Below are 23,833 nucleotides of genomic sequence, written 5' to 3' on the forward strand. Positions count from 1 at the left end.
CACATTGCGCCATGCTATTACCTTGGCTAATACTCATTCCCTTCATCGGTGGCCTGCTAAGCTGGCAGGCTGACCGGTTCAGCCATCGCGCACCACGTTGGGTTGCGCTGGCTTCAATGGGAATAACATTAATATTATCAATCCAGCTGTGGTTGCAGGGGGATTACTCTCTGGCAAATCCACAGGGTATTCCACAATGGCAAGCAGTATTCTTTATGCCGTGGATCCCATCGCTGGGTATTAATTTCCATCTTGCTATTGATGGTTTATCGCTACTGATGGTGGTATTGACCGCGATTATGGGAGCTTTCTCAGTTCTCAGTTCATGGAGCGAAAACCAAGCTAACCAAGGTGCCTATCACTTTAACCTGTTGTGGATTATTGCAGGTGTGATGGGGATCTTTACGGCAGTTGACCTGTTTTTATTCTTTTTCTTCTGGGAAATGATGCTGATCCCAATGTACTTCCTGATTGCTAACTGGGGGCACAAAGGGGCAGAGAACAGACAACACATTAATGCGGCAACTAAGTTCTTTATCTACACACAAGCTAGTGGCTTGATTATGTTAGTCTCGATTGTGGGATTAGCGTTAGTCCACTTCGGCGAAACTAGCGTGTGGACATTTAACTACAATGAGTTGCTTGGCACTCAGATGTCTAGCACTGTTGGCTTTATGCTAATGTTAGGCTTCTTTATTGCCTTTGCAGTAAAAATGCCGTTAGTTCCGTTCCATGGTTGGATGGCTGATACTCAAGAGCAATCACCGACGGCAGGTTCTGTTGATATTTCAGGTATTATGTTGAAAACAGCTGCCTATGGTTTGCTGCGTTTCACTTTGCCTCTGTTCCCCGAAGCGTCTATCCAGTTCACACCAATTGCGATGACACTTGGTGTGATCAGTATCTTCTACGGTGCATGGTTAGCATTCAAACAAACCGATATCAAACGTTTAGCAGCCTACAGCAGCTTGTCGCACATGGGTTTTGTGACCGTCGCTATCTATGCAAGTTCAGTGCTTGCGTACCAAGGTGCAGTGATCCAAATGATCACTAACGGCCTGTCCGGTGCGGCCTTGATTATTATCAGTGGTCAGCTATATGAACGTACCCAAACTCGTGATATGCGTATGATGGGTGGTTTGTGGAAACGGATTAAATGGTTACCGGGTCTGTCACTGTTCTTCGCAGCAGCAACATTAGGTATGCCAGGAACAGGTAACTTTATCGGTGAATTCATGATCCTGTTTGGAACATTCAGCCAGTTCACCTTAGTGACTTGCATTATGGTCTTTGGTGTCGTGTTTGCGTCAGTCTATTCATTGTGGATGATGCAACAGACTTACTATGGTACACCAAAGTCCGACAGCGAAATGAAAGGGTTAACTGCACGCGAGTTTGGTGTGCTGCTGGCTCTGGCTGTATTACTGGTTATCATCGGTTTCTTCCCGCAACCACTGTTGGATACTTCAGCGGGTGCAATGGAAACATTACATAACCTGTACACTGCTTCACTTACAACATTAAGGCCGTAATTCGCCATGACAATAACACCTCAACAATTGATCGCAATACTCCCGCTGTTGATCGTCGGATTGACCGCGGTGGTTGTGATGCTGTCCATTGCGTGGCGACGCGATCATCTAACAAGTGCCACATTGACAGTATTTGGCTTCGCAGTTGCGCTGCTATCACTGTTCTTTATTGCTGATAGTTTGCCAATGGAAGTCACTCAGCTTATTCGTGTTGATGGCTATGCAATGTTCTACACTGCATTAGTCTTAATTGCGGGTATGGCAACGAGCATCTTCGCCTTCCATTGGTTGGAAGGCTTCAACGACAACAGAGACGAATTTCATTTGCTGCTGACAATTGCTGTAGCAGGTGGGGTTTTACTTTCAATGTCTAACCACATGGCATCAATGTTCATTGGTATCGAATTGATTTCGTTACCATTGTTCGGCTTAGTGGCTTACACATTTGAGCGTAAACGTTCACTGGAAGCAGGTATCAAGTACATGGTACTGTCTGCCGCTGCTTCATCTTTCTTGTTGTTTGGTATTGCTTTACTGTATGCAGAATCAGGTAGCCTGAGCTTCTCTGCGGTGGGTCAGAGCCTCACTGATAGCCAAATCCATGCTCCACTCGTATTAGTGGGTCTGGGTATGCTGATCGTCGGGTTTGGTTTCAAGCTGTCTCTGTTCCCATTCCAATTATGGACACCAGACGTTTACCAAGGCGCACCAGCTCCTGTCGCTGCATTCTTAGCAACAGGTAGTAAGATTGGTATCTTTGCTGTATTGATGCGTATCTTTATGGAAGCGCCAGCGGCACAAAGCAATACCTTAGCCATTGTGGTGAGTGTGATTGCGATTGCTTCGATTCTGTTTGGTAACCTGTTGGCTATCACCCAGAAAAGTGCAAAACGTCTGCTGGGTTACTCATCCATTTCGCATATGGGATACTTGCTTGTCGCATTAGTTGCATTACGTGTAGATCCAATTGCATCACAAGTTACAGTAGCTATTTACTTAGCGGGTTACTTATTTGCAAGTTTAGGTGCATTTGGTGTGATTAGTATCGTGTCTAGCCCATACCGCGGTGATGACCAAGACGATTTGAGTGCATTCCGCGGCCTGTTCTGGCACAAACCTGTGTTGGCAACTGTGCTAACAGTAATGATGCTTTCTTTAGCGGGGGTACCGATTACATTAGGATTTATTGGTAAATTCTATGTGATCATCTCTGCGGTGAATGCGGAATTGTGGTGGTTAACAGGTGCTGTGGTTGTGGGTAGTGCGATTGGTCTGTTCTACTACCTACGCTTTATGGCGAGCTTGTATAGCCGTGATGCAGAACATGCTGATCGCTATACTGGCCCTGCGAAAGCCACTTTTGGTACCGTTGTTGCAGTGATTTGCGCTATCGTGGTTATCCTGATGGGGGTATGGCCACAACCGCTGATCAATATCGCTTCAAGTGCACTGGCAGTAATTAGTCTTTAATTAGTACAGTTAATTATCGATAAAACGAGCGGCTACTTTTGGTAGCCGCTTTTTTTTAATCGGCGAGTTGGCGTTGATACTGATATTCTGTCTCAAGGATAAAATCCATAAAGGTATTGCATGATTTTATCATACTATGAATATCCATTGTTTCTTCGTTTAAACAATGACTTATATAGTCAATCCATTGCTGTAAATAGTCTTGGAGTTGTTGGAAATCTTTAGTGATACTGTTTTTGTTTTTTTCTATTTTGGTGACTTCACTGGCTAATGTAAGTAAATAATCTAATTTATTATTACGTTCGTTATATTCTCTCGCTTGTTCCCTTAAAATAAATAGCTGGTCAGTCAAATATAACCGAACATCAACTAGCTTCATAAAATCTAGACCATTATCAATGATCACTAAAAGACGCTTAGCACAATCGATCGCAGCTTTGATCAGGTCTTTCTTTGAAGGAGGGATATCCATAGATTCAATTAAAGAAATTTCAGGGAAAAATTTATCAAACAGATCGGACAGTCGATAGTTTAATATGACTTCTTCAGCTTTTATAATAATATTCACATCACGATTAAATTCTTCTATTTTTTTGTTATTACTATCAATGGATATTAAAAGGCGTGCTTTTTTCTGAGTGTAATAATTATATTTTATTTGGTTTATTTCATCGATTTCCAATACAGATAGGAAATCAATTGTTGTACGAAGAGGTGTTTTTAGCTTAATGATTTCACCTTTAAGGTCAACAAGGTCATCAATAAACTCTGTTTTTTCAAGTTCATTGAGGTTTTTTTGATATTGGCTTGCTTCATTGTATGCAAAGTTATCATACATGGTACTGTTAATGATGTAGCGTGTTTTTAATTTCATAATGGGTAGTGAGTTTCTCACTAATTCATTTAGGTGGCTAGATTGATTGGATATTTTTTTTATTTGATTAAAAATAATAGGGTCATAGTTAATAATGTTTTGATTATAGTTTTTAATTTTATTAGTCAACATTCTAACTTGATAAATTTCAATTCTAGGTAATGCTGGAGTCGTTGCAATAGTATACATATTATTACCTTCATTAAACTTGAGAAAATTTGGTGGATTGGACATCAAATAATTCAACTAATTGTTCTGCATATATTTGAACTGATGCCCATGCAGTGATGATTTTTTTAAAGCGAGCAATAAATTTGAGAAGGTTCTCAGCATTATTAATGCGAGCAAATGTCTCCATCGATTGTTTAATCTCTGTTAATATCACCAGCCACATGTAATCTAAATGGTCGATAGCTAAGCGAGCATCTTTGAAATGGCTTTCAATAGTTTGTAGATTGATTTGAATATCGAGGATAATTTTTTTCATAAATCGATCACGATTGATTTGTTCATTCAATTCACTTATTTGATTTATTAACCCATTTTTTCTATGGCGGATTTTTTCTGCCTGGCTACCGAATATCCCTCCAGTGATGATCAAACCTATGACACCACCAGCAAGTCCTGTAAAACTTAATTTGACAAAATGTTTGTATTCCTTTTCGAGGAGCATCACTTCCTGTTTTAGTGCTGCGATTTTTTCGAGTAGATGGGACTCTGTATGAGTATCATCCGTTGAATCTAATTGCATATAAATTGATTTAACTTTAAATAGTAAAGATTCTACTTCTTTATTATTCGTTAAATTTCCACCAATAATATTTACTCGGAAATCAGAGATGATGTTTTTTATTTGTGATGTTTTATCAGCCTGAACTTTAATATCATCTTTTATAAAACCTAAAATGCTGAGTAACTCAGTGGCGATTTGCTGATCATCATTTTGATATTTAATATTACTGAGTTCGTCTGCCGAGAGTTCATCCAAACTACTTGCTATTTGTTGAACAATAGGCATGTGATTAATATAGTCTATTATTTGATTACCCGTTTGAACAATATTTCGACTGGTTAATGTTAAGTTAACTGACTGTTGCTTGACTTGCTGTTCAACATTATCCCAAGTTTTTGCATGACTATTAATTAATTGAATGGTCTTCGTGAGACTGGTGATTTCAAACGGTAAATTTACTGAATCACTAATTTTAAACCATGACAGTATATCAGCAGAAGAAATGGGTAATGTCAGTGCGAAATTGATATATTTGTGAATATTAATAAGGTCAGACTGAGTAAAAATACCTGGTGCACGTGCAGAAAGTGGATCTTGGTTAGTTAATAGTGCAAGAGTTACATTTCCTATATTTTCTTTTTCAATTATTTTATCATAGCTTGTATCAATCATAATGATTCATTTCCAATTTATTATTAGGTTAATATAATAGATGCAGGTGGACTAATTAATTTCTGTTATATTGGAATGTGCTAGTGCAATTGTTTGAAAAAGATAGTTTTAAATTAAAGTGCACAAGACACGACTGCCCATGATATACGAATTAATATGCTAGTTTAAGTTTTCTGACACCCAGTGAGTAGTGACTAAGCTACTTCAATCATCATAGAACAACAGATACCAAAATATGAGAATATATATTAGAAATTAACGTATTAATTTATTCATTATTGGTTTTAGTTCCAATCAATCAATAGAGTATTGTCAATTTTATAATGTAGTCAGTGATATTTTTAATTCTAAATAAAAATGAGCAGGCTACATTGGTTCATGTATTCATAGGATATATACTCGTCATACTTCAAGTTGCAGCACTTTTTGTTGAGGTATAAGTGACTACTCTACGCTCACTGAGTCACAGTGTTTATCTATGCTCTCTGCCTACCTTCACTTGCCGCCTAGCTGCACTTCGAATTATTTAGAGTATATTGACATAAAATAATTAAAAAGATTGCAGTGATTTGTTTGTATTGAAATTAATCATTAATTAGAAATTTATATAGTGAGTGAGGCGATTGATAGAGCTTAATTCATTTGATTTAAGGTCAGTAATGCATGTTCACATTATGATGTGAGCATTATGGATCATTAATATTTTGATATTTCTTTCTGTACATAACGGCTAGTTAGCTTTGTAATTTGATATAAATCAAATAGATATTAAATTTAAAATTTAACCATAAGATACAAGTAGATACATTGCATGTTGTTGATAAAATGGAGAGCAATTGTTAAAGCGAGTTTGATTTTTTTATCAGTAACACCTATTGTCAGGAATAATCAATGTGTTAATAAATTATATTGCACTATATAATTACCTACAGTCTTTGTGGGTGTGGCAGTAGGGATCTAAAGTGGCATATAAAAAAATAGATAATTTAATAACTGGAATTCTTCAACGGTTGTCTACATTAGTATTGAACGATCAAGGATTGACTCGTTTGCATTGGCAACTCGAAGGGCAATTTACCTTCCCAGGACTTGGATGGCTATCTGAACAACCATGCTACCCACAATTTTATTGGTACCAACGCACTGGTACTGAGGAATGCAGTGCAATTGGTACAGTATGTGAATTTAGTGATATAGATGAAGCTGAAGATTTTTTGTCTGAGAATTCTAACTACCCTGATATGCGTTTATGGGGGTTAAATGGTTGGAATGCTTTTGGTGATGGTATCCCGCAGGCTGATAAACAAAATGCAGCTTATTATTTTTTACCTCGCTTAGAAATTTTTCGTCAACGTTCATCAGTGGTTATCTACATTAATATTTTAGGGGAGCATGATCGTTTAACGGCGATAGAATTTTTAAAGCAGCTGCAACCCGTTACATCACCATCTGTTCCATTAGATGTACATATTATTCACCATGAACATTCACCAGAAAAAAACCAATGGTGTGAATTATTGACTGATGCAATTGCCCGAATGAAGTCTGGCGCGATGGAAAAAGTAGTGATGGCGAGAGAGACTAAACTCACGTTGTCAAAACCCATATCTGTCGCTGAGTTTTTATTGGCTAGTCAGCAAGTCAATCACCAATGCTATCACTTTATGATGGCTTTTGATAAACAATCAGGTTTTTTATCATCGACACCTGAGCGCCTGTATTTGCGCCAAGGAACTCAATTAAATTCTGAAGCGTTAGCCGGCACTGTCGCCAATGATATTGATGACAATATAGCTGCACAAAATGCAAAATGGTTGATGGAAGATAGCAAAAATCAGCATGAGAACTTAGTTGTGGTTGATGATATTTGCCAACAATTGCAAGGGATTGTGACAGGAATCGATGTTTCTCCAGCGAAAATCATTCGCTTACGTAAAATCCAACATCTATACCGTTCTATTGCGGCAACACTGGTCTCATCATCAGATAGTGAATGTCTCCAACGATTACAGCCTACAGCGGCCGTTTGTGGCTTACCTCGAGCAATTGCGCGCCAGTTTTTAACTGAACATGAGCCTTTCTCTAGACATTGGTATGCAGGTACTGGTGGTTTCGTGAGCCTAAATAAAAGTGAATTTGCGGTTTCACTACGTTGCGCTCAGATTGAAAATCAGAAGTTATCGCTATTTTCTGGTGCAGGTATTGTCAGTGACTCCGATCCCGAACAAGAGTGGATTGAAATTGAAAATAAGGCCGCTGGTTTGAAATCACTGCTTGAATAGGCGTAATGCCCTTACTCAAAGAGTGGTTATTTTCTTTTAGTTTCAATTAGTTCACCAAAAATTGTTCTAAGATCAAGAAATTTTTGTTAAGCGCATTACACTTACTGATAATAAATAACTTATTGAGCTCATTATGTCGAATTCTGTTTTTAATATGCGTTGGGCTGAGATTATTATCGAAGCGCTTACCCGCCATGGCATGAAACATATTTGTATTGCACCAGGTTCGCGTTCGACTCCTTTGACTCTAGCGGCTGCAAATAATAGCAAATTACATTGTCACACTCACTTCGATGAGAGAGGGCTAGGGCACCTTGCATTAGGTTTGGCGAAAGCGAGTTTAGCACCGGTTGGGGTGATCGTAACGTCTGGCACCGCGGTAGCTAACTTATACCCATCATTGATAGAAGCCGGTTTAACTGGCGAAAAGGTGGTTTTTCTAACTGCTGATAGACCGCCTGAGTTAATTGATTGTGGCGCAAATCAAGCTATTCGCCAGACTAATATCTTCGCCTCACATCCTACGCAAAGTTTGATGTTACCAAGACCTACAGCAGACATTTCTGCTAAATGGTTAGTCAGTGCTATTGATAATGGTATGAATCAGTTACATCAAGGCGCTTTTCATATTAATTGCCCATTTGCAGAGCCACTCTATGGTGCAACTGACGGTGCCTATGAGTGGCAACAACAGCTAGGTGATTGGTGGTATTCAAATTTACCTTGGCTAAGTGAGCCATTAACCAATACGGTTGCTCATATTTCTGATTGGTACTTTTGGCGTCAAAAAAAGGGCGTTGTACTGGCAGGTAGAATGAATGAGCAGGACGGCCAACGCGTTGCTGAATGGGCTAACATGCTAGGCTGGCCATTAATTGGTGATGTTCTTTCGCAAACAGGGCAACCATATGCATGCGCTGATCTCTGGTTGGCTCATCCTCAAGCTCAAGAGTGGTTGAAGCAAGCGGAACTGGTGGTACAATTTGGTTCAAGTCTTACGGGTAAGCGATTGCTTCAATGGCAGGCTCAATGCCATCCACAAGAATATTGGATCATTGACACAATCCAAGGGCGACTTGACCCAGCAAATCATTATGGGCGTAAATTAACATGTTCTATTAAAGGTTGGCTCGAAGAACATCCTGCACAACCAAGAGGTACTTGGTGTGAAGATTTATTAGCTCTGAGCGCACGAGTTCAACAGCATGTAGTCGCACAGTTACATAATCAATTTTCTGAAGCTGCTATTGCTCATCAATTACCACAATTGTTGTCACCAAAAGGGCAGCTATTTGTTGGTAATAGCCTTATTGTTAGACTGATTGATGCATTAGCTCAACTGCCTGCCGGATACCCTGTTTTTAGTAATCGAGGCGCGAGTGGTATCGATGGGCTGATTTCAACAATGGCTGGTGTGCAACGGGCAACCGCAAAACCGACATTGGGTATTGTTGGTGATCTTTCTGCACTTTATGACCTCAATAGTTTAGCTCTACTGAGAGAGCCTTCCGCACCGACAATATTGATAGTCGTGAATAATAATGGCGGTCAGATTTTTTCTATGTTGCCTACACCTGAAAAAGCACGACAAGATTATTATTGCATGCCGCAAAACGTTAGTTTTCAGCATGCTGCATTGATGTTCGGCTTACAATATGCAGCGCCTAAAGATTGGCTATCATTACAAGGTCTTATTGAGCAGTTCTGGCATAACCAACAAGGCACTTTAATGATTGAATTAGTTGTCGATAGCGATGAAGGAGCACGTACACTCAAGCAGTTACTTGATGAGGTAGGCAACCTTTGATGTTAACGGCCTATCGTGATAACCAACAATTGTCTGGGCCATGGCTAATATGGCTACATGGGCTATTAGGTAGTGCCGATGAATGGCTGCCTATCGTTGAGTTGTGCCCAAATTACCCATCCCTACGTGTAGACCTACCTGGGCACGGAGCATCTCAATCTATAGATTGTCACGGTTTTACTGATTTTGATCAGCAGTTAACTCAATTGATAGAACATCATGGTATTTCGCAATACTACCTCATCGGTTATTCATTGGGCGCACGTTTGGCGATGCATTATGCGTGCTACCAACAGCCCAATGGGCTATGTGGTTTGATTGTTGAGGGCGGTAATGTCGGGCTAAATGATCCGACTCAGCGAACGCTCAGAGAGCAGAACGATTATCAATGGGCACAACGTTTTCGTTTTGAACCCATTGAAACCGTATTAAATGATTGGTATCAACAAGCCGTTTTCGCCCATTTAACAGCTGATGAACGCCAACAATTAATATCGCTACGGCGGCAAAACAATCCCCAAACGGTCGCGAATATTTTAGAAAATACCTCGTTAGCGAAACAACCTTTTTTGGTTGATAAACTTTCTCAGCTAACGATGCCATTTCGCTATTTTTGTGGCGAACGAGATCAAAAATTTCGAAGCGTTTCGCAACAATATTCTTTGCCGATTACGCTAATTAACAATGCAGGGCATAATGCTCATCGTGAAAATCCGCATGACTATGCAGCTGCGCTTCACCATTTTTTATCACTTTGTGGTTAAAGGAACTTGATAATGATTTATCCTAGCGAAGAAAAACTCTATGCTCCGATTGAATGGCAAGATTGCTCCGAAGGGTTTGATGATATTCTGTATCATAAATCACCTGAAGGGATAGCAAAAATTACCATTAACCGTCCACAGGTACGTAATGCATTCCGTCCACAAACAGTGAAAGAGATGATCCAAGCGTTGTCTGATGCTCGTTATGATGACACTGTTGGTACCATTATTTTAACGGGGGCAGGTGAAAAAGCTTTCTGTGCGGGTGGTGACCAAAAAATCCGTGGCGATTACGGCGGCTACCGTGATGAAAGTGGTACACATCACCTTAATGTATTGGATTTTCAACGCCAAATTCGTACTTGTCCAAAACCAGTGGTTGCGATGGTCGCAGGTTTTGCCATCGGTGGTGGTCATGTATTACATATGATGTGTGACTTAACGATTGCCGCAGAAAATGCCATGTTTGGTCAAACAGGGCCAAAAGTAGGCTCTTTTGATGGTGGCTGGGGCGCTTCTTATATGGCTCGTATCGTTGGTCAGAAAAAAGCACGTGAAATTTGGTTCTTATGCCGTCAATACAATGCGCAAGAAGCATTGGATATGGGGCTAGTGAATACCGTTGTTCCTTATGCAGATTTGGAAAAAGAAACGGTGCGTTGGTGTCGTGAAATGTTAGAAAACAGCCCAATGGCATTACGTTGTTTGAAAGCCGCTCTCAATGCAGATTGTGATGGACAAGCAGGTTTGCAAGAGCTAGCGGGTAATGCAACCATGCTGTTCTACATGACCGAAGAAGGTCAAGAAGGTCGTAATGCGTTTAATGAAAAACGTGCGCCTGACTTCTCTAAATATAAGCGTAATCCATAATGCGTAAGGCAACACTTTACGCGTTTAGCCTGCCGATGGAGGCAGGCGTTATCCTGCGTTACCAACGCCTAAAAACTCGTGATGGGTTGCTGGTTCGCTTACAGGATGGGGAAAGAGTGGGTTGGGGGGAAATATCTCCTCTTCCTGAGTTTAGTCAAGAAACATTGGCAGAAGCCACTGACGAAGCGAAACAGCAGTTGATTGGGTGGGTAAACGGGCAACCTTTGACCGATAGTGCTTTGCCATCGGTCGCTTTTGGTTGCAGCTGTGCACTAGCTGAACTGTTAGGGGAATTACCTGAGCAAGCAGACTACCGTAAAGCACCATTATGTAGCGGTGACCCTGACGATCTTATTTTACGCCTTGATGCAATGGAAGGTGAGAAAATTGCTAAGGTCAAAGTTGGATTGTATGAGGCTGTACGTGATGGCATGGTCACTAATTTATTATTGGAAGCGGTGCCTGACTTGAAATTACGTCTTGATGCAAATCGCAGCTGGACCCGTGCCAAAGCTGACGGTTTTGCAAAATACGTGAACCCTGAATATCGCAACCGCATCGACTTTCTTGAAGAGCCTTGCAAAACGCGAGAGGAATCACTGCAATATGCTGCAGATACCGGTATTGCGATTGCGTGGGATGAAAGCGTTCGGGAGCCTGAGTTCAAAGTCGAGCCGCAGGCTGGGGTAGCGGCGATAGTGATCAAACCAACGCTCACGGGTAGTTTGGCTTATTGTCGCCAATTGGTGAGTGAAGCACATCAGCATGGTTTGCAGGCGGTGATCAGCTCGTCGATAGAAACCAGTTTTGGGTTAACCCAATTAGCTCGCATTGCACATCAGTTAACACCGCATACGATCCCTGGGCTAGATACGCTTGATTTAATTCAGTCTCAATTAATTAGGACTTGGCCAAATAGCACACTTCCTGTAATGCAACTTGATGAATTAACTATCGAATGGCAGAGTTAACACCTTTTACTGACTGGCCTTGGCAACACTGGGCCAGTCAGCAACCTAACGCTAGTGCATTGCTAACAGATGAAGGTTCGCTGACTTGGTTGCAGTTATCTGAAGAGGTAACTAGGCTAGCAGGCTGTTTTTACCAGCAGGGGGTAAGAGGTAATCAAACGGTTATCTTACGTGGAAAAAATAATCCACAACTTCTATTAAGCCAATTAGCGGTACTGCGTTGTGGCGCAAAGGTATTGCCTCTTAACCCTCGACTACCTGAATTATTGCTGAAAGATTTACTACCGCACCTCAATATTGATTTTGTTATCGATTTTGATGATGGATTACTTAATTCATCGCCATATTTCGAATTAAACTCTATTGAGATTGATGATGCTCATCATGATCATATACATCATCTGCCGTGTTTTGATGATGTCATAACGCAACCTGCAACATTAATTTTAACATCAGGTTCGACAGGGTTACCAAAAGCTGCATTACATAGCATGCATGCTCATTTTGATAGTGCCAACGGTGTGTTGCAGGCGATGGATTATCAATCATATGACTGTTGGTTATTATCTTTACCGCTATTTCATGTTTCTGGGCAAGGTATTCTATGGCGCTGGTTACTGCGTGGTGGCAAATTAGCAATTAAATCAGCCCCTTTAATTGATGCATTACGAGGCGTTACTCATGCTTCTTTGGTGCCAACACAATTATGGCGGTTGCTCAAACAAACAGAAAGCGCTTCATTAACCTTGAGGCAAGTTTTGCTTGGCGGTGCAACAATACCCACCTCATTAACTGATTTAGCCGCAAATCAAGGTATTGATTGTTGGAGTGGTTACGGCATGACAGAGATGGCTTCTACTGTATGTGCTAAACGTGCCAATGGTAAAAAAGGAGTCGGTCTACCTCTTAGAGGCAAGCAAATCAGGTTAGTTGATGATGAAATTCAAATTAGGTCACATAGCCAAGCTCTGGGTTATTGGTTTGATGGAGAAATAAAACCACTAAATACCTTCAATGGTTGGTTCAAAACCCATGATAAAGGTGCTTATATTGATGGTGAATATCACGTTCTTGGGCGATTAGATAATTTATTTATCAGTGGTGGAGAATGTGTCCAACCAGAAGATATAGAAGCAGTTATTAATAGTCATCCAGCTGTCAGTCAAAGCTTTATTATACCGATTGATGATAAAGAATTTGGGCAACGTGGGGTGGCGGTGATAGATATCATTGATGAGCAAACATTGAGTGAGATTGCGGATTGGCTAAAAGACAAACTAGCGCCATATCAATTTCCAGCATATTTTTATCAACTTGAAAGTCATTTAAAAAGTAGTGGTATCAAAGTTTCTCGCAAGCAAGTCAAAGATTGGGTGTTGCGGCAAAATGTATCAGGGAGCGTATCAGGCACCATTTAGGTGCCTGATATAAAACATATTTAATGTTATTTCAGTGCGTTGAGGGCTTTTTCTACGCCTGCTCCATACTCAGGATGAACCTTTTTAAATAAATCAATTTGACGCTTTTGTGTTTCTTCAGACGCTTCAATCAATTCACCAGCAAGGCGTTTAAACATACGTTGATGCTCTGCATCATCCAGTAGTTCATACAAGGCACGTGGTTGGCTGAAATAATCTTCATCTTCACGATGGTTCCAGTGGTCAGCAGCACCTTCAATGGTTAATGGTGGCTCACTAAAATTAGGCTGCTCTTGGAACAAGCCAGCGCTATTTGGTTCATAAGTCACACCATTACCACTATTGCCATCGACTCGCATAGCACCATCTCGATGATAATTATGGAACGGGCAGCGTGGAGTGTTAACAGGGATCTGATGGTGGTTAACACCTAAACGATAGCGATGTGCATCACCATATGAGAACAGGCGGCCTTGTAGCATTTTATCAGGTGAGAAACCAATACCTGGAACCACATTGGCAGGGCTAAATGCAGCTTGTTCAACATCTGAGAAGTAGTTTGCAGGGTTGCGATTTAATTCAAAGTAGCCCACATCAATCAATGGATAATCTTTATGTGGCCAAACTTTAGTTAGGTCGAATGGGTTATAAGGAACGGTTGAAGCTTCTTTTTCAGGCATAATTTGAATTTGCAAATTCCAGCGAGGGTAGTCGCCTTTATTAATTGCATCAAATAGATCACGTTGTGAGCTTTCACGATCTTTACCGATAATAGCTTCGGCTTCTTCATCCATTAGGTTAGCAATACCTTGTTGGCAACGGAAATGGAATTTAACCCAAAAACGTTCATTGTCACTATTGATAAAGCTATAGGTGTGGCTACCAAAACCATGCATATTACGATAGCTACGCGGTAATCCACGGTCACTGACATCAATGGTCAGCTGGTGGAGGGATTCAGGCAAATGAGAGAAGAAATCCCATTTATAAGCCATTGAACGCATATTGCTATAAGGGCAGCGTTTAACAACGTGGTTTAAGTCTGGAAATTTCAGAGGGTCACGCAAATAGAAAACAGGGGTATTATTACCTACTAGATCCCAGTTACCTTCTTCTGTATAGAATTTCAGTGCGAAACCGCGGATATCGCGCTCGGCGTCAGCAGCGCCTCGTTCACCAGCAACCGTTGAAAAACGTGCAAACATATCGGTTTTTTGGCCGACCGAAGAAAATATTTTGGCACGAGTGTAGCGTGTAATGTCATGAGTTACGGTGAAAGTACCAAATGCGCCGGAACCTTTAGCATGCATACGGCGCTCAGGGATCACTTCTCGGTCAAAGTGGGCCAGTTTTTCTAAAAACCAAACATCTTGCAACAACATTGGGCCACGTGGGCCAGCGGTCATCACGTTATTATTATCGACAACAGGTGCGCCAGACGCAGTCGTGAGGCCTTTCTTTTTCATCACAATACTCCAGTAAGTTATAGACAATAAAACCAAAAAATCCGTTTTAATGCAGTTTATATCATACAAACTGATAAGTTATGCATTATTATCATTCAATTATAGTTGATTGGTTGAAGTATAACTAATTAGTCATACCGATTACTGTGATAACTAATTAAAAATGATTATAAATTTAAGATTGGGTTGAGTTAATTAATACTCATTATGGTTGTTGTTGGTTGTTTTTTAGTAACAGCAAAGTAAAAAACAGTAATAACTGCTGAGAATAGTGATTATATATTGTAATATTACTAATATGACATCTATTTATGGGGCAATCATATGCGTAAAGGATTATTTCTCGCCGCAGCAGCGGCATCATCGTTGATGTTTGTTGGAACAGCACAGGCAATCTCTGTGAATGCAAGTGCAGGTGAACATTATACTGAATTAAATGCAGGTATTGGTACAAAAGGTGCTGGACTGGCATTTGATGGTTCGTGGGCGCGCAGTGACCACAACGGTCAAATGGGCAGCTTAGGTGCCACTTTTGGTTTACCGCTGGGCCCATTCTCTGCCTATGTTGGTGGTAAAGCGTTGTATTTATCTCCTGAAGATAATAAAAATGGCATGGCGCTAGCCGCTGGTGCTGGTTTAGGTTGGCAAGTGATGCCTTCATTAAATATTTATGGCGAAGCTTATGGTGCACCAGCTTCATTAACTTCAGGCAGTGATGCATACACAGAAGCAAAAGTGGGCGCTCGCTACACTGTATTCAAACCGTTATCTGTTGATGCAGGTTACCGTATCATCGATATTAAAGGCAGCCACAATAATCCAAACAACAAAATTGCGGATGGTTGGTATGTGGGTGCAGGTTTAAGCTTCTAAACGTTTCTTGCAAACTAAAAGCCCTGTGCTGTGTTATCCACGGTACAGGGCTTTTTTATGCGGTGAAATATCTAACCTACATTAGGTAAAAAACCAGCTACGATAGCGAATTGGATCGCAATTACGGCGATACCACAAAGCAATACAATAGCTAACACAGCCGATCCACCTTTGACTTGATAGTGGGTCTGTTTCTCTGTTGGTTTTTCAGTTGCTCTCACTCGCATGGTCAATAATGCAGGGATGATCAACGCTAATACGGATAGCGCCACGGCTGCATAAGTCAATGCTTGTACAAAACTACTGAAGAATAGCGCTGCAAGTAATGGGGGTAAAAAGGTTAACAATGCTGTTTGAACTCGCCCAAAGAAATGGTTGCTGCGTTTAAATAAGTCAGCTAAATAATCAAACAGGCCAAGTGCTACCCCTAAGAATGAAGTTGCTAATGCAAGATCCATAAACAGACTGACTGCAATATTAACACGTGGTGTTGCGACGACATCGCGGATCGCAGTCAATAGGCCGTTAAGTCCTGCTTCTTGAGCTAATATACCCAAAAATGTGCTAGATGGAATTGAACCTAATGTCGCGATTTGCCACAAGATATAGGCAACTAGAGGGATTGCGCTTCCTGTAATAAAAATGATACGTAATTTACGCACATCGCCATTCATATAATTGACGAGGCTAGGGACACTACCGTGAAAGCCAAAAGAGGTAAAAATCACCGGTACAGCAGCTAAAATCATGCCTTTTTCAACAGGCATTGCTGCTAAATTAACTGACTCAACATGTGGCATCATTACTGCCAGCATGATCACTAAAAAAATTGTTTTAGCGGTGAAGAGTAAGCGATTAATAAAGTCGACTGAGTGAGTGCCGATACAAACTACTGCACCACCAATTAGTGTAAACAGAATAATGGCGCTATTGGTTGAAATTTGAACATTCCACCAAGAAGATAGGCTGTCAGAGATCAATACGCCAGCACCACCGATATAGGCGGTGGTAAGTGCATACATCAAAAGCAGCATGCTAAGGCCAGTTACGATTTGGCCTATTGGGCCTAAGTATTTTTTAGCAACCGAGCCGAGGCCCATATTAGGAGGATTGTGTTGATAAACTTCAACCAACAGCAATGAGGTATAACTCATTAACATCCATAAGCCGACAAGTAAACAAACGATACCTGTGAAACCGACACCCGCAGCGGCAAGTGGCATTGCCAACATCCCTGCACCTATTGTTGTTCCTGCAACGATTAAAACGCTACCTAGCGTGCGATTTTTCACAAATTCCTCTGATTAAAAGTCATAGATTAATAAGCTGTGCAGATTATGCGATCTACTTTTTTCTGTCAAATCTAAATTACAATCAGTGTAAATATAAATTTACACCTAGGTTTTTTATTGAGCAATACAGATGAAAATAACAGCAAATAGTTTTTGGTAGCTAATCAATTGCAGTTATGAAATAAGATCACGAAAGGTGAATGTATATCACTTATAATGTTAATATTTATGTGGTAATCGGCTGATTTATATGGAAATCGATACTTAACAGAATAGTATGTCAGCAACTTAAGATAAATTTTGTGATGCAATACCAAAATCGCATTGAAAAATAAGATTAAATTCTTTCACCAATTAATATAAATCAACAATCTGTCAATCTTTCATCCCGATAATGTAGGCAAACATTAATCAAAGGATGAACTTATGGACTTTCTGATACAACTTGCCATTATTCTTGTCTGCTTGTTCTACGGAGCAAGAAAAGGGGGAATGGCATTAGGGCTGTTAGGTGGGGTGGGGTTAGTCATATTGGTGTTTGGCTTTGGCTTGCCTCCAGGGAAACCGCCTGTCGATGTCATGCTTGTTATCATCGCTGTTGTTGCCGCATCAGCAACGTTGCAAGCATCAGGCGGTTTGGATGTCATGCTGCAAATTGCAGAACGACTATTACGTAAAAACCCGAAATACATTTCCATTGTTGCACCTTTTGTAACCTGTATCTTAACCATTTTGTGTGGTACAGGGCACGTGGTGTATACCATTCTGCCAATTATCTATGATGCAGCGATCAAAAATAATATTCGCCCTGAAAGGCCCATGGCGGCAAGTAGTATTGGTGCGCAAATGGGGATCATTGCCAGCCCTGTTTCTGTTGCGGTGGTTTCGTTGGTAGCGATGCTTAATGGCGTCACTATTAATGGCAAATCACTCGAATTCTTAGATTTATTGGCAATTACTATTCCATCTACACTGATTGGGATACTGGCTATTGGTATTTTTAGCTGGTTCAGAGGTAAAGATTTAGATAAAGACCCAGAATTTCAAAAATTTATTTCAGTGCCAGAAAACTATGAATATGTTTATGGTGACAGTGCTACCTTGTTGGATAAGAAATTACCCAAAATTAATTGGGTAGCAATGTGGATTTTCTTAGCATCGATAGCTGTTGTGGCAATTTTAGGTGCGGTTTCTGAACTGAGACCTTTGGTCAATGGTAAACCGCTATCTATGGTGCTCGTGATCCAAATGTTTATGCTATTAGCTGGTGCACTCATTATTATCATTTGTAAAACTAACCCAAGTCAAATATCTAAAAACGAAGTGTTTCGCTCTGGGATGATCGCGATTGTGGCGGTATATGGTATTGCATGGATGGCAGAAACTATGTTCGGCGCTCATATGGATGAAATAAAAGGAACACTTGGCGCATTAGTGAAGGATTTCCCATGGGCCTATGCGGTTATTCTTTTATTAGTTTCTAAATTTGTTAACTCTCAAGCTGCTGCATTAGCTGCGGTGGTGCCGATTGCACTAGGTATTGGTGTTGACCCTGCTTATATTATTGCTTCAGCACCTGCTTGTTATGGTTATTATATTTTACCAACCTATCCAAGCGACCTTGCTGCAATTCAGTTTGACCGCTCAGGAACAACTCGTATCGGTAAATTTGTGATTAACCATAGTTTCATTTTGCCGGGTTTAATTGGTGTTGGTGTTTCCTGTGTATTTGGCTGGGTATTTGCGGGTTTATACGGCTATCTATAATACAACTGAATGATTAAAAAGCGATTACATCGATAGTGGTGTAATCGCTTTTGCTATTGGCTAATTTCAATATCAGAAAGAGGGTGGCAGCAACAAGGCAAGATCTCGCCCTCTTGAACAAAGGCTAATGGCTTTTGTTTGTAACCCACTTTCCCTTTTAACAACATGACTTTGCATGAACCACAGTAACCTTCTCGGCATTGATACTCGACGGAGACACGGCTGTCTTCAAGAGCATCAAGCAAGCTAGTATGGAGCTCGGTATGGTAGGGGATTTGCACACCCTGCGTAAGCCGCAGGGTGACTTTATGGCTAGCCATAATTAGAGTTCAAAATCACTCAGGTCATCAGTATTGACTTCAGAGTCAATCTGACCAACCAGATAGGAGCTGACTTCAACTTCCTGCGGCGCAACTTGAACGTTATCAGAAACTAACCATGCGTTGATCCAAGGAATTGGATTCGAACGTGCTTCAAAAGGTAGTTTTAAACCAACCGCTTGCATACGAATATTGGTGATATATTCAACATATTGGCACAGAATGTCTTTGTTGAGTCCAATCATTGAGCCTTCACTGAATAAGTATTCAGCCCACTCTTTTTCTTGCTCGGCGGCATCAACAAACAGTTTATAGCATTCGTCTTCACATTCTGCGGCAATTTCTGCCATTTCAGGATCATCTTGACCTGAACGCAGCAAATTGAGCATGTGTTGCGTGCCTGTTAAATGTAATGCTTCATCGCGGGCAATCAATTTGATGATTTTAGCATTGCCTTCCATCAGCTCACGCTCTGCGAAAGCAAATGAACAAGCAAAACTGACATAAAAACGAATGGCCTCAAGCGCGTTAACACTCATCAAGCACAGGTACAGTTGTTTTTTCAGCGCACGCAATGACACAGTAATTTGTTTACCGTTGCAGGTGTGAGTACCTTCACCAAACATATGATAATAATTGGTCATTTCAATAAGCGTGTCGTAGTACGCTGAAATATCACGAGCACGTTTCAGAATTTCTTCATTTTCAACGATATCATCGAAAATCAGTGCCGGATCATTCACAATATTACGAATAATATGTGTATAAGAGCGTGAATGAATGGTTTCTGAGAACGCCCACGTTTCAACCCAAGTTTCTAATTCAGGAATTGAAATTAGCGGCAATAATGCCACGTTAGGGCTGCGGCCCTGAATAGAGTCAAGCAGCGTTTGGTATTTCAAATTACTGATGAAAATGTGTTTTTCATGATCAGGCAATGCATTGTAATCGATGCGATCACGTGAAACATCCACTTCTTCTGGACGCCAGAAAAACGAAAGCTGCTTTTCGATTAACTTTTCGAAAATCGGATACTTTTGTTGATCAAAGCGAGCAACGTTAACAGGCTGGCCGAAAAACATCGGCTCCAGCAATTGGTCGTTTCTCTTTTGAGAGAAGATTGTGTAAGTATGTGACATGACAATTCCTATTAAATTTTACACGCGCCGCCTTCACAATCTGAATCAGCTGACTCAACAACTTCCTCCAGATCACCTTGAACATCTTCCGCACCATCACGAGTGTTATGGTAGTAAAGTGTTTTCACACCAAACTTATAGGCGAGCAATAAATCTTTTAGCAATTGATTCATTGGTACTTTGCCAGTGGTAAAACGAGTTGGGTCATAGTTAGTATTGGCAGAGATCGATTGATCAATAAACTTCTGCATAATACCTACTAACTGCAAATAGCCGCTATTTGAAGGCATTTGCCATAACAACTCATAAGCGCCTTTCAGATTCTCATAATCAGGAACCACTTGGCGTAAAATACCATCTTTCGATGCTTTAATACTGATATAACCACGAGGAGGCTCGATACCATTGGTTGCGTTAGAAATCTGTGATGACGTTTCGGACGGCATCAAGGCAGACAGTGTTGAGTTACGCAGACCATACTGTTGAATATCTTTACGCAATGTTTCCCAATCAAAATGCAGGGGCTCATTGGTCAGCTTATCCAACTCTTTCTTATAAGTATCGATTGGCAAAATACCTTGTGAATAAGTGGTTTCATTGAACCAAGGGCATGCACCTTGTTCTTTTGCCAGCTCGTTAGAGGCTTTCAATAGGTAATATTGGATGGCCTCAAATGTTTTATGTGTCAAATTGTTGGCGCTGCCATCAGAGTAGCGTACACCATGTTTAGCTAAATAATAAGCATAGTTAATCACGCCAATACCTAGAGTACGGCGACCCATTGCTCCTTTCTTCGCGGCAATGATCGGGTAGTCTTGGTAATCCAATAGTGCATCCAGAGCACGTACAGCCAGTACTGCGAGTTCTTCTAACTCTTCAAGGCTGTCAATTGCGCCTAAGTTAAAAGCTGACAATGTACACAGTGCGATTTCACCTTCTTCATCATTGATGTTATTCAATGGTTTCGTTGGTAGTGCAATCTCTAAACAAAGGTTAGATTGACGTACTGGCGCCACTTGAGGATCGAATGGGCTATGGGTGTTGCAATGATCCACGTTTTGGATATAGATACGACCCGTTGAAGCACGTTCTTGCATCATCAATGAAAACAGCTCAACCGCTTTGACACTGGTTTTACGAATTGTTTCATCTTGCTCATACGTTACATATAAACGCTCAAATTCATTTTGATCGGCAAAGAACGCCTCATATAGGCCCGGTACATCTGATGGGCTAAATAATGTAATGTCTTGGTTCTTGATCAAACGCTCATACATCAGCTTGTTGATTTGGACACCGTAGTCCATATGACGTACACGGTTACCTTCAACACCACGGTTGTTTTTCAATACTAATAAGCTTTCAACTTCCAGATGCCATAGTGGGTAGAACAGTGTTGCTGCACCACCACGAACACCACCTTGCGAGCAAGATTTGACCGCTGTTTGGAAATGCTTATAAAAAGGAATACAACCGGTGTGGAATGCTTCACCACCACGGATTGGGCTACCTAATGCACGGATACGACCTGCGTTAATACCTATCCCAGCACGCTGAGAAACATACTTAACGATCGCACTGGAGGTTGCGTTAATCGAGTCTAAGCTGTCGCCACACTCAATCAACACACATGAGCTGAATTGACGCGTAGGGGTACGTACACCGGCCATAATTGGCGTTGGTAATGAAATTTTAAATGTTGATGCCGCATCATAGAAACGACGAATATAGTCAAGGCGCGTGTCTTTCGGATAATGTGAAAATAGGCATGCCGCAACTAAAATATACAGGAATTGCGCGCTTTCATAAATTTCACCCGTAACTCGGTTTTGAACCAAGTACTTACCTTCAAGCTGTTTGACGGCAGCATAGGAGAAATTCATATCACGCCAATGGTCAATAAAACCATCCATTTGCTCGAACTCTGCTTGTGAGTAGTCTTCCAGCAAATGCTTATCATATTTGCCCATTTCAACTAGGCGTTTGACGTGTTTATACAGCGTTGGTGGCTCAAATTGGCCATACGCTTTTTTGCGTAAGTTGAAGATAGCAAGACGCGCTGCAAGGTACTGATAGTCAGGAGTATCACCGGTAATCAGGTCTGCTGCTGCTTTGATCATGGTTTCATGAATATCAGATGTTCTGATCCCATCATAAAACTGAATCTGTGAACGTAACTCCACCTGTGAAACAGATACGTTACTTAGGCCCTCTGCGGCCCAGGTTATTACCTTGTGGATTTTATCGAGATCAATGCGTTCTTTATGTCCATCACGTTTTGTGACTAACAGACTCTGGTTCATGAGCAAGTACACCTTGGTTGGCCTACAAAATAGCAATAGCGCACCCCTAACAATAAAAAAACCCATAGAGTAACTCTATGAGGCTTGTAGTGTTAGAACTGAATTACATACTATATGTAGTGGTTTGTTGATTTTACAATAACAAGATAATGTTAATACGCATTTTTAGCAAGTGCACAAATCTGAGTCTTCTGTGGATAACTTTTGGGATAAAAAAAATCACCATGTCGGTAAGCTGCACTATAAAAGGAATTCTATTAATCGAAGCTTGATACATGGTGATAAAAATAAATTTTGTAAATGGAGTTCGTTTGCTGGTTTCTTAAACGCAACGCTTGCTATTTATTCGCTGAATGTATGCAGCATATAATTGACGTCTACGTTTGGTCCCAAATAGAATTTGTCCTTCAATGGATTGTAATGTAACCCAATGATATGTTTGTCTTTTAATTGAGTTCCATCGACCCAGCTAATCAGCTCAGAAGGGCGGATGAATTTCTTCGCATCATGAGTTCCTTTTGGCACCATTTTCATTACATATTCAGCACCGATAACCGCCATTAACCATGCTTTTTTGTTACGGTTAATCGTGGAAAAAATGACGTGTCCACCAGGCTTCACTAATTTAGCACAAGCACGAACGACGGATTCAGGATCAGGCACATGCTCAAGCATTTCCATACAGGTGACAACGTCATAGGTTTGTGGATATTTATCGGCATGCTGTTCAACGGTTTCTTGAACGTACTCAACAGGGATCCCGGACTCTAATGAATGTAAGCGAGCAACCATTAAGGGCTCGGCTCCCATATCAAGGCCAGTGACATTCGCGCCTTCACGGGCCATGCTTTCTGATAAAATTCCACCACCACAGCCGACATCCAACACTTTTTTATCAAATAAACCATCGACACGTTGCATAATATAGCCAAGGCGCAGTGGATTGATTCGATGAAGCGGGGCAAATTCACCTTCTAAATCCCACCAACGAGAGGCAATGGCCTCAAATTTTTCAATTTCCTGTTGGTCGACGTTTTGATACGTTGGGGTTGATGACTCATTCATGAGTGGAGCTCCTGTTTCTAGATAGCTGTCCGAGCATTATATTCGTGATACTTCAAGCTGCAGCGTTTTTCGTTAAGATATGGTGACTTTGTTTATTCTGACTCGTCACCTAGCGCACCGTGAATGATTTAGAATATAAAATCGACGTTTACTGGTAGTATAAACGGTTTTTTTGTTGCTCTTACGCAATAAACTCAAAGCTTACGGACACATAA

18 protein-coding genes are annotated in these 23,833 nt (G+C 40.9%); 10 read left to right on the forward strand and 8 right to left on the reverse strand.

What is annotated here, in order from left to right; genetic code table 11:
- The first annotated feature begins 11 nt into the window (after nt 1–11).
- Together nuoM and nuoN are read left to right on the forward strand one after the other, a co-directional pair.
- Complete coding sequence (nuoM, locus tag AC3Z9T_RS01775) at nt 12–1,532, forward strand: NADH-quinone oxidoreductase subunit M (protein WP_490124488.1); 1,521 nt, start codon at nt 12–14, stop codon at nt 1,530–1,532.
- A gap of 6 nt (nt 1,533–1,538) precedes the next feature.
- Nucleotides 1,539–3,002 carry an NADH-quinone oxidoreductase subunit NuoN gene (gene nuoN / locus AC3Z9T_RS01780; RefSeq protein WP_490124489.1) on the forward strand — a complete coding sequence of 488 codons (1,464 nt, stop codon included), beginning with the start codon at nt 1,539–1,541 and terminating at the stop codon, nt 3,000–3,002.
- Nucleotides 3,003–3,057: 55 nt separating this feature from the next.
- Here the strand turns inward: nuoN and AC3Z9T_RS01785 are convergent, their stop codons facing one another.
- Both AC3Z9T_RS01785 and AC3Z9T_RS01790 read right to left on the reverse strand, forming a co-directional pair.
- The gene (locus tag AC3Z9T_RS01785; protein WP_490124490.1) at nt 3,058–4,065 is read right to left on the reverse strand and encodes an alpha-xenorhabdolysin family binary toxin subunit B; all 1,008 of its coding nucleotides are present in this window, start codon (nt 4,063–4,065) and stop codon (nt 3,058–3,060) included.
- A 13-nt stretch (nt 4,066–4,078) separates the two neighbouring features.
- Nucleotides 4,079–5,281 (reverse strand): alpha-xenorhabdolysin family binary toxin subunit A, encoded by a 1,203-nt coding sequence (locus AC3Z9T_RS01790; protein ID WP_490124491.1) that lies wholly within the window; start codon nt 5,279–5,281, stop codon nt 4,079–4,081.
- Between the two features lie 962 nt (nt 5,282–6,243).
- On the opposite strand from AC3Z9T_RS01790, the gene AC3Z9T_RS01795 reads away from it, so the two are divergent.
- The 6 genes from AC3Z9T_RS01795 (at nt 6,244) to menE (ending at nt 13,393) form a co-directional block, all read left to right on the forward strand.
- Nucleotides 6,244–7,563 carry an isochorismate synthase gene (locus AC3Z9T_RS01795; protein WP_490124492.1) on the forward strand — a complete coding sequence of 440 codons (1,320 nt, stop codon included), beginning with the start codon at nt 6,244–6,246 and terminating at the stop codon, nt 7,561–7,563.
- Nucleotides 7,564–7,696: 133 nt separating this feature from the next.
- Nucleotides 7,697–9,370: a 2-succinyl-5-enolpyruvyl-6-hydroxy-3-cyclohexene-1-carboxylic-acid synthase gene (menD, locus tag AC3Z9T_RS01800; protein ID WP_490124493.1), complete on the forward strand. Its 1,674-nt coding sequence runs from the start codon at nt 7,697–7,699 to the stop codon at nt 9,368–9,370.
- Nucleotides 9,370–10,134 (forward strand): 2-succinyl-6-hydroxy-2,4-cyclohexadiene-1-carboxylate synthase, encoded by a 765-nt coding sequence (gene menH / locus AC3Z9T_RS01805; protein ID WP_490124494.1) that lies wholly within the window; start codon nt 9,370–9,372, stop codon nt 10,132–10,134. Before menD ends, menH begins: the two co-directional genes overlap by 1 nt.
- 12 nt (nt 10,135–10,146) lie before the next feature.
- Nucleotides 10,147–11,004 (forward strand): 1,4-dihydroxy-2-naphthoyl-CoA synthase, encoded by an 858-nt coding sequence (menB, locus tag AC3Z9T_RS01810; protein ID WP_490124495.1) that lies wholly within the window; start codon nt 10,147–10,149, stop codon nt 11,002–11,004.
- Complete coding sequence (gene menC, locus AC3Z9T_RS01815) at nt 11,004–11,975, forward strand: o-succinylbenzoate synthase (RefSeq protein WP_490124496.1); 972 nt, start codon at nt 11,004–11,006, stop codon at nt 11,973–11,975. The genes menB and menC overlap by 1 nt, the downstream gene beginning before the upstream one ends.
- Nucleotides 11,963–13,393 carry an o-succinylbenzoate--CoA ligase gene (menE, locus tag AC3Z9T_RS01820; RefSeq protein ID WP_490124497.1) on the forward strand — a complete coding sequence of 477 codons (1,431 nt, stop codon included), beginning with the start codon at nt 11,963–11,965 and terminating at the stop codon, nt 13,391–13,393. The genes menC and menE overlap by 13 nt, the downstream gene beginning before the upstream one ends.
- Before the next feature lie 26 nt (nt 13,394–13,419).
- On the opposite strand, the gene AC3Z9T_RS01825 is transcribed toward menE, so the two are convergent.
- Nucleotides 13,420–14,859 carry a catalase gene (locus tag AC3Z9T_RS01825; RefSeq protein WP_490124498.1) on the reverse strand — a complete coding sequence of 480 codons (1,440 nt, stop codon included), beginning with the start codon at nt 14,857–14,859 and terminating at the stop codon, nt 13,420–13,422.
- Nucleotides 14,860–15,183: 324 nt separating this feature from the next.
- Between AC3Z9T_RS01825 and AC3Z9T_RS01830 the strand changes: the two genes are divergently transcribed.
- A complete protein-coding gene (locus AC3Z9T_RS01830) occupies nt 15,184–15,732 on the forward strand; it encodes a YfaZ family outer membrane protein (protein ID WP_490124499.1) in 549 nt (182 codons plus the stop codon).
- A gap of 71 nt (nt 15,733–15,803) precedes the next feature.
- Here AC3Z9T_RS01830 and tyrP read toward each other — a convergent pair whose 3' ends face one another.
- On the reverse strand, nt 15,804–16,964 hold the full coding sequence (tyrP, locus tag AC3Z9T_RS01835) for a tyrosine transporter TyrP (protein WP_490124500.1): 1,161 nt from the start codon (nt 16,962–16,964) through the stop codon (nt 15,804–15,806).
- 486 nt (nt 16,965–17,450) lie between these two features.
- Between tyrP and AC3Z9T_RS01840 the strand changes: the two genes are divergently transcribed.
- Nucleotides 17,451–18,791, forward strand: a complete 1,341-nt coding sequence (locus AC3Z9T_RS01840) for an anaerobic C4-dicarboxylate transporter (protein ID WP_490124501.1) — start codon at nt 17,451–17,453, stop codon at nt 18,789–18,791.
- A 53-nt stretch (nt 18,792–18,844) separates the two neighbouring features.
- Here AC3Z9T_RS01840 and yfaE read toward each other — a convergent pair whose 3' ends face one another.
- The 4 genes from yfaE to ubiG all read right to left on the reverse strand — a co-directional run bounded on the left by yfaE (nt 18,845) and on the right by ubiG (nt 23,618).
- Nucleotides 18,845–19,111, reverse strand: coding sequence for a class I ribonucleotide reductase maintenance protein YfaE (gene yfaE, locus AC3Z9T_RS01845; RefSeq protein WP_490124502.1), 267 nt, complete (start codon nt 19,109–19,111; stop codon nt 18,845–18,847).
- A gap of 2 nt (nt 19,112–19,113) precedes the next feature.
- Nucleotides 19,114–20,250 carry a class Ia ribonucleoside-diphosphate reductase subunit beta gene (gene nrdB, locus AC3Z9T_RS01850; protein ID WP_490124503.1) on the reverse strand — a complete coding sequence of 379 codons (1,137 nt, stop codon included), beginning with the start codon at nt 20,248–20,250 and terminating at the stop codon, nt 19,114–19,116.
- Nucleotides 20,251–20,261: 11 nt separating this feature from the next.
- Nucleotides 20,262–22,553, reverse strand: coding sequence for a class 1a ribonucleoside-diphosphate reductase subunit alpha (gene nrdA, locus AC3Z9T_RS01855; RefSeq protein ID WP_490124504.1), 2,292 nt, complete (start codon nt 22,551–22,553; stop codon nt 20,262–20,264).
- 342 nt (nt 22,554–22,895) lie between these two features.
- Nucleotides 22,896–23,618: a bifunctional 2-polyprenyl-6-hydroxyphenol methylase/3-demethylubiquinol 3-O-methyltransferase UbiG gene (ubiG, locus tag AC3Z9T_RS01860; RefSeq protein WP_490124505.1), complete on the reverse strand. Its 723-nt coding sequence runs from the start codon at nt 23,616–23,618 to the stop codon at nt 22,896–22,898.
- Nucleotides 23,619–23,833: the final 215 nt, after the last annotated feature.

The sequence above is a fragment of the Providencia sp. 6390 genome, assembly GCF_058148425.1.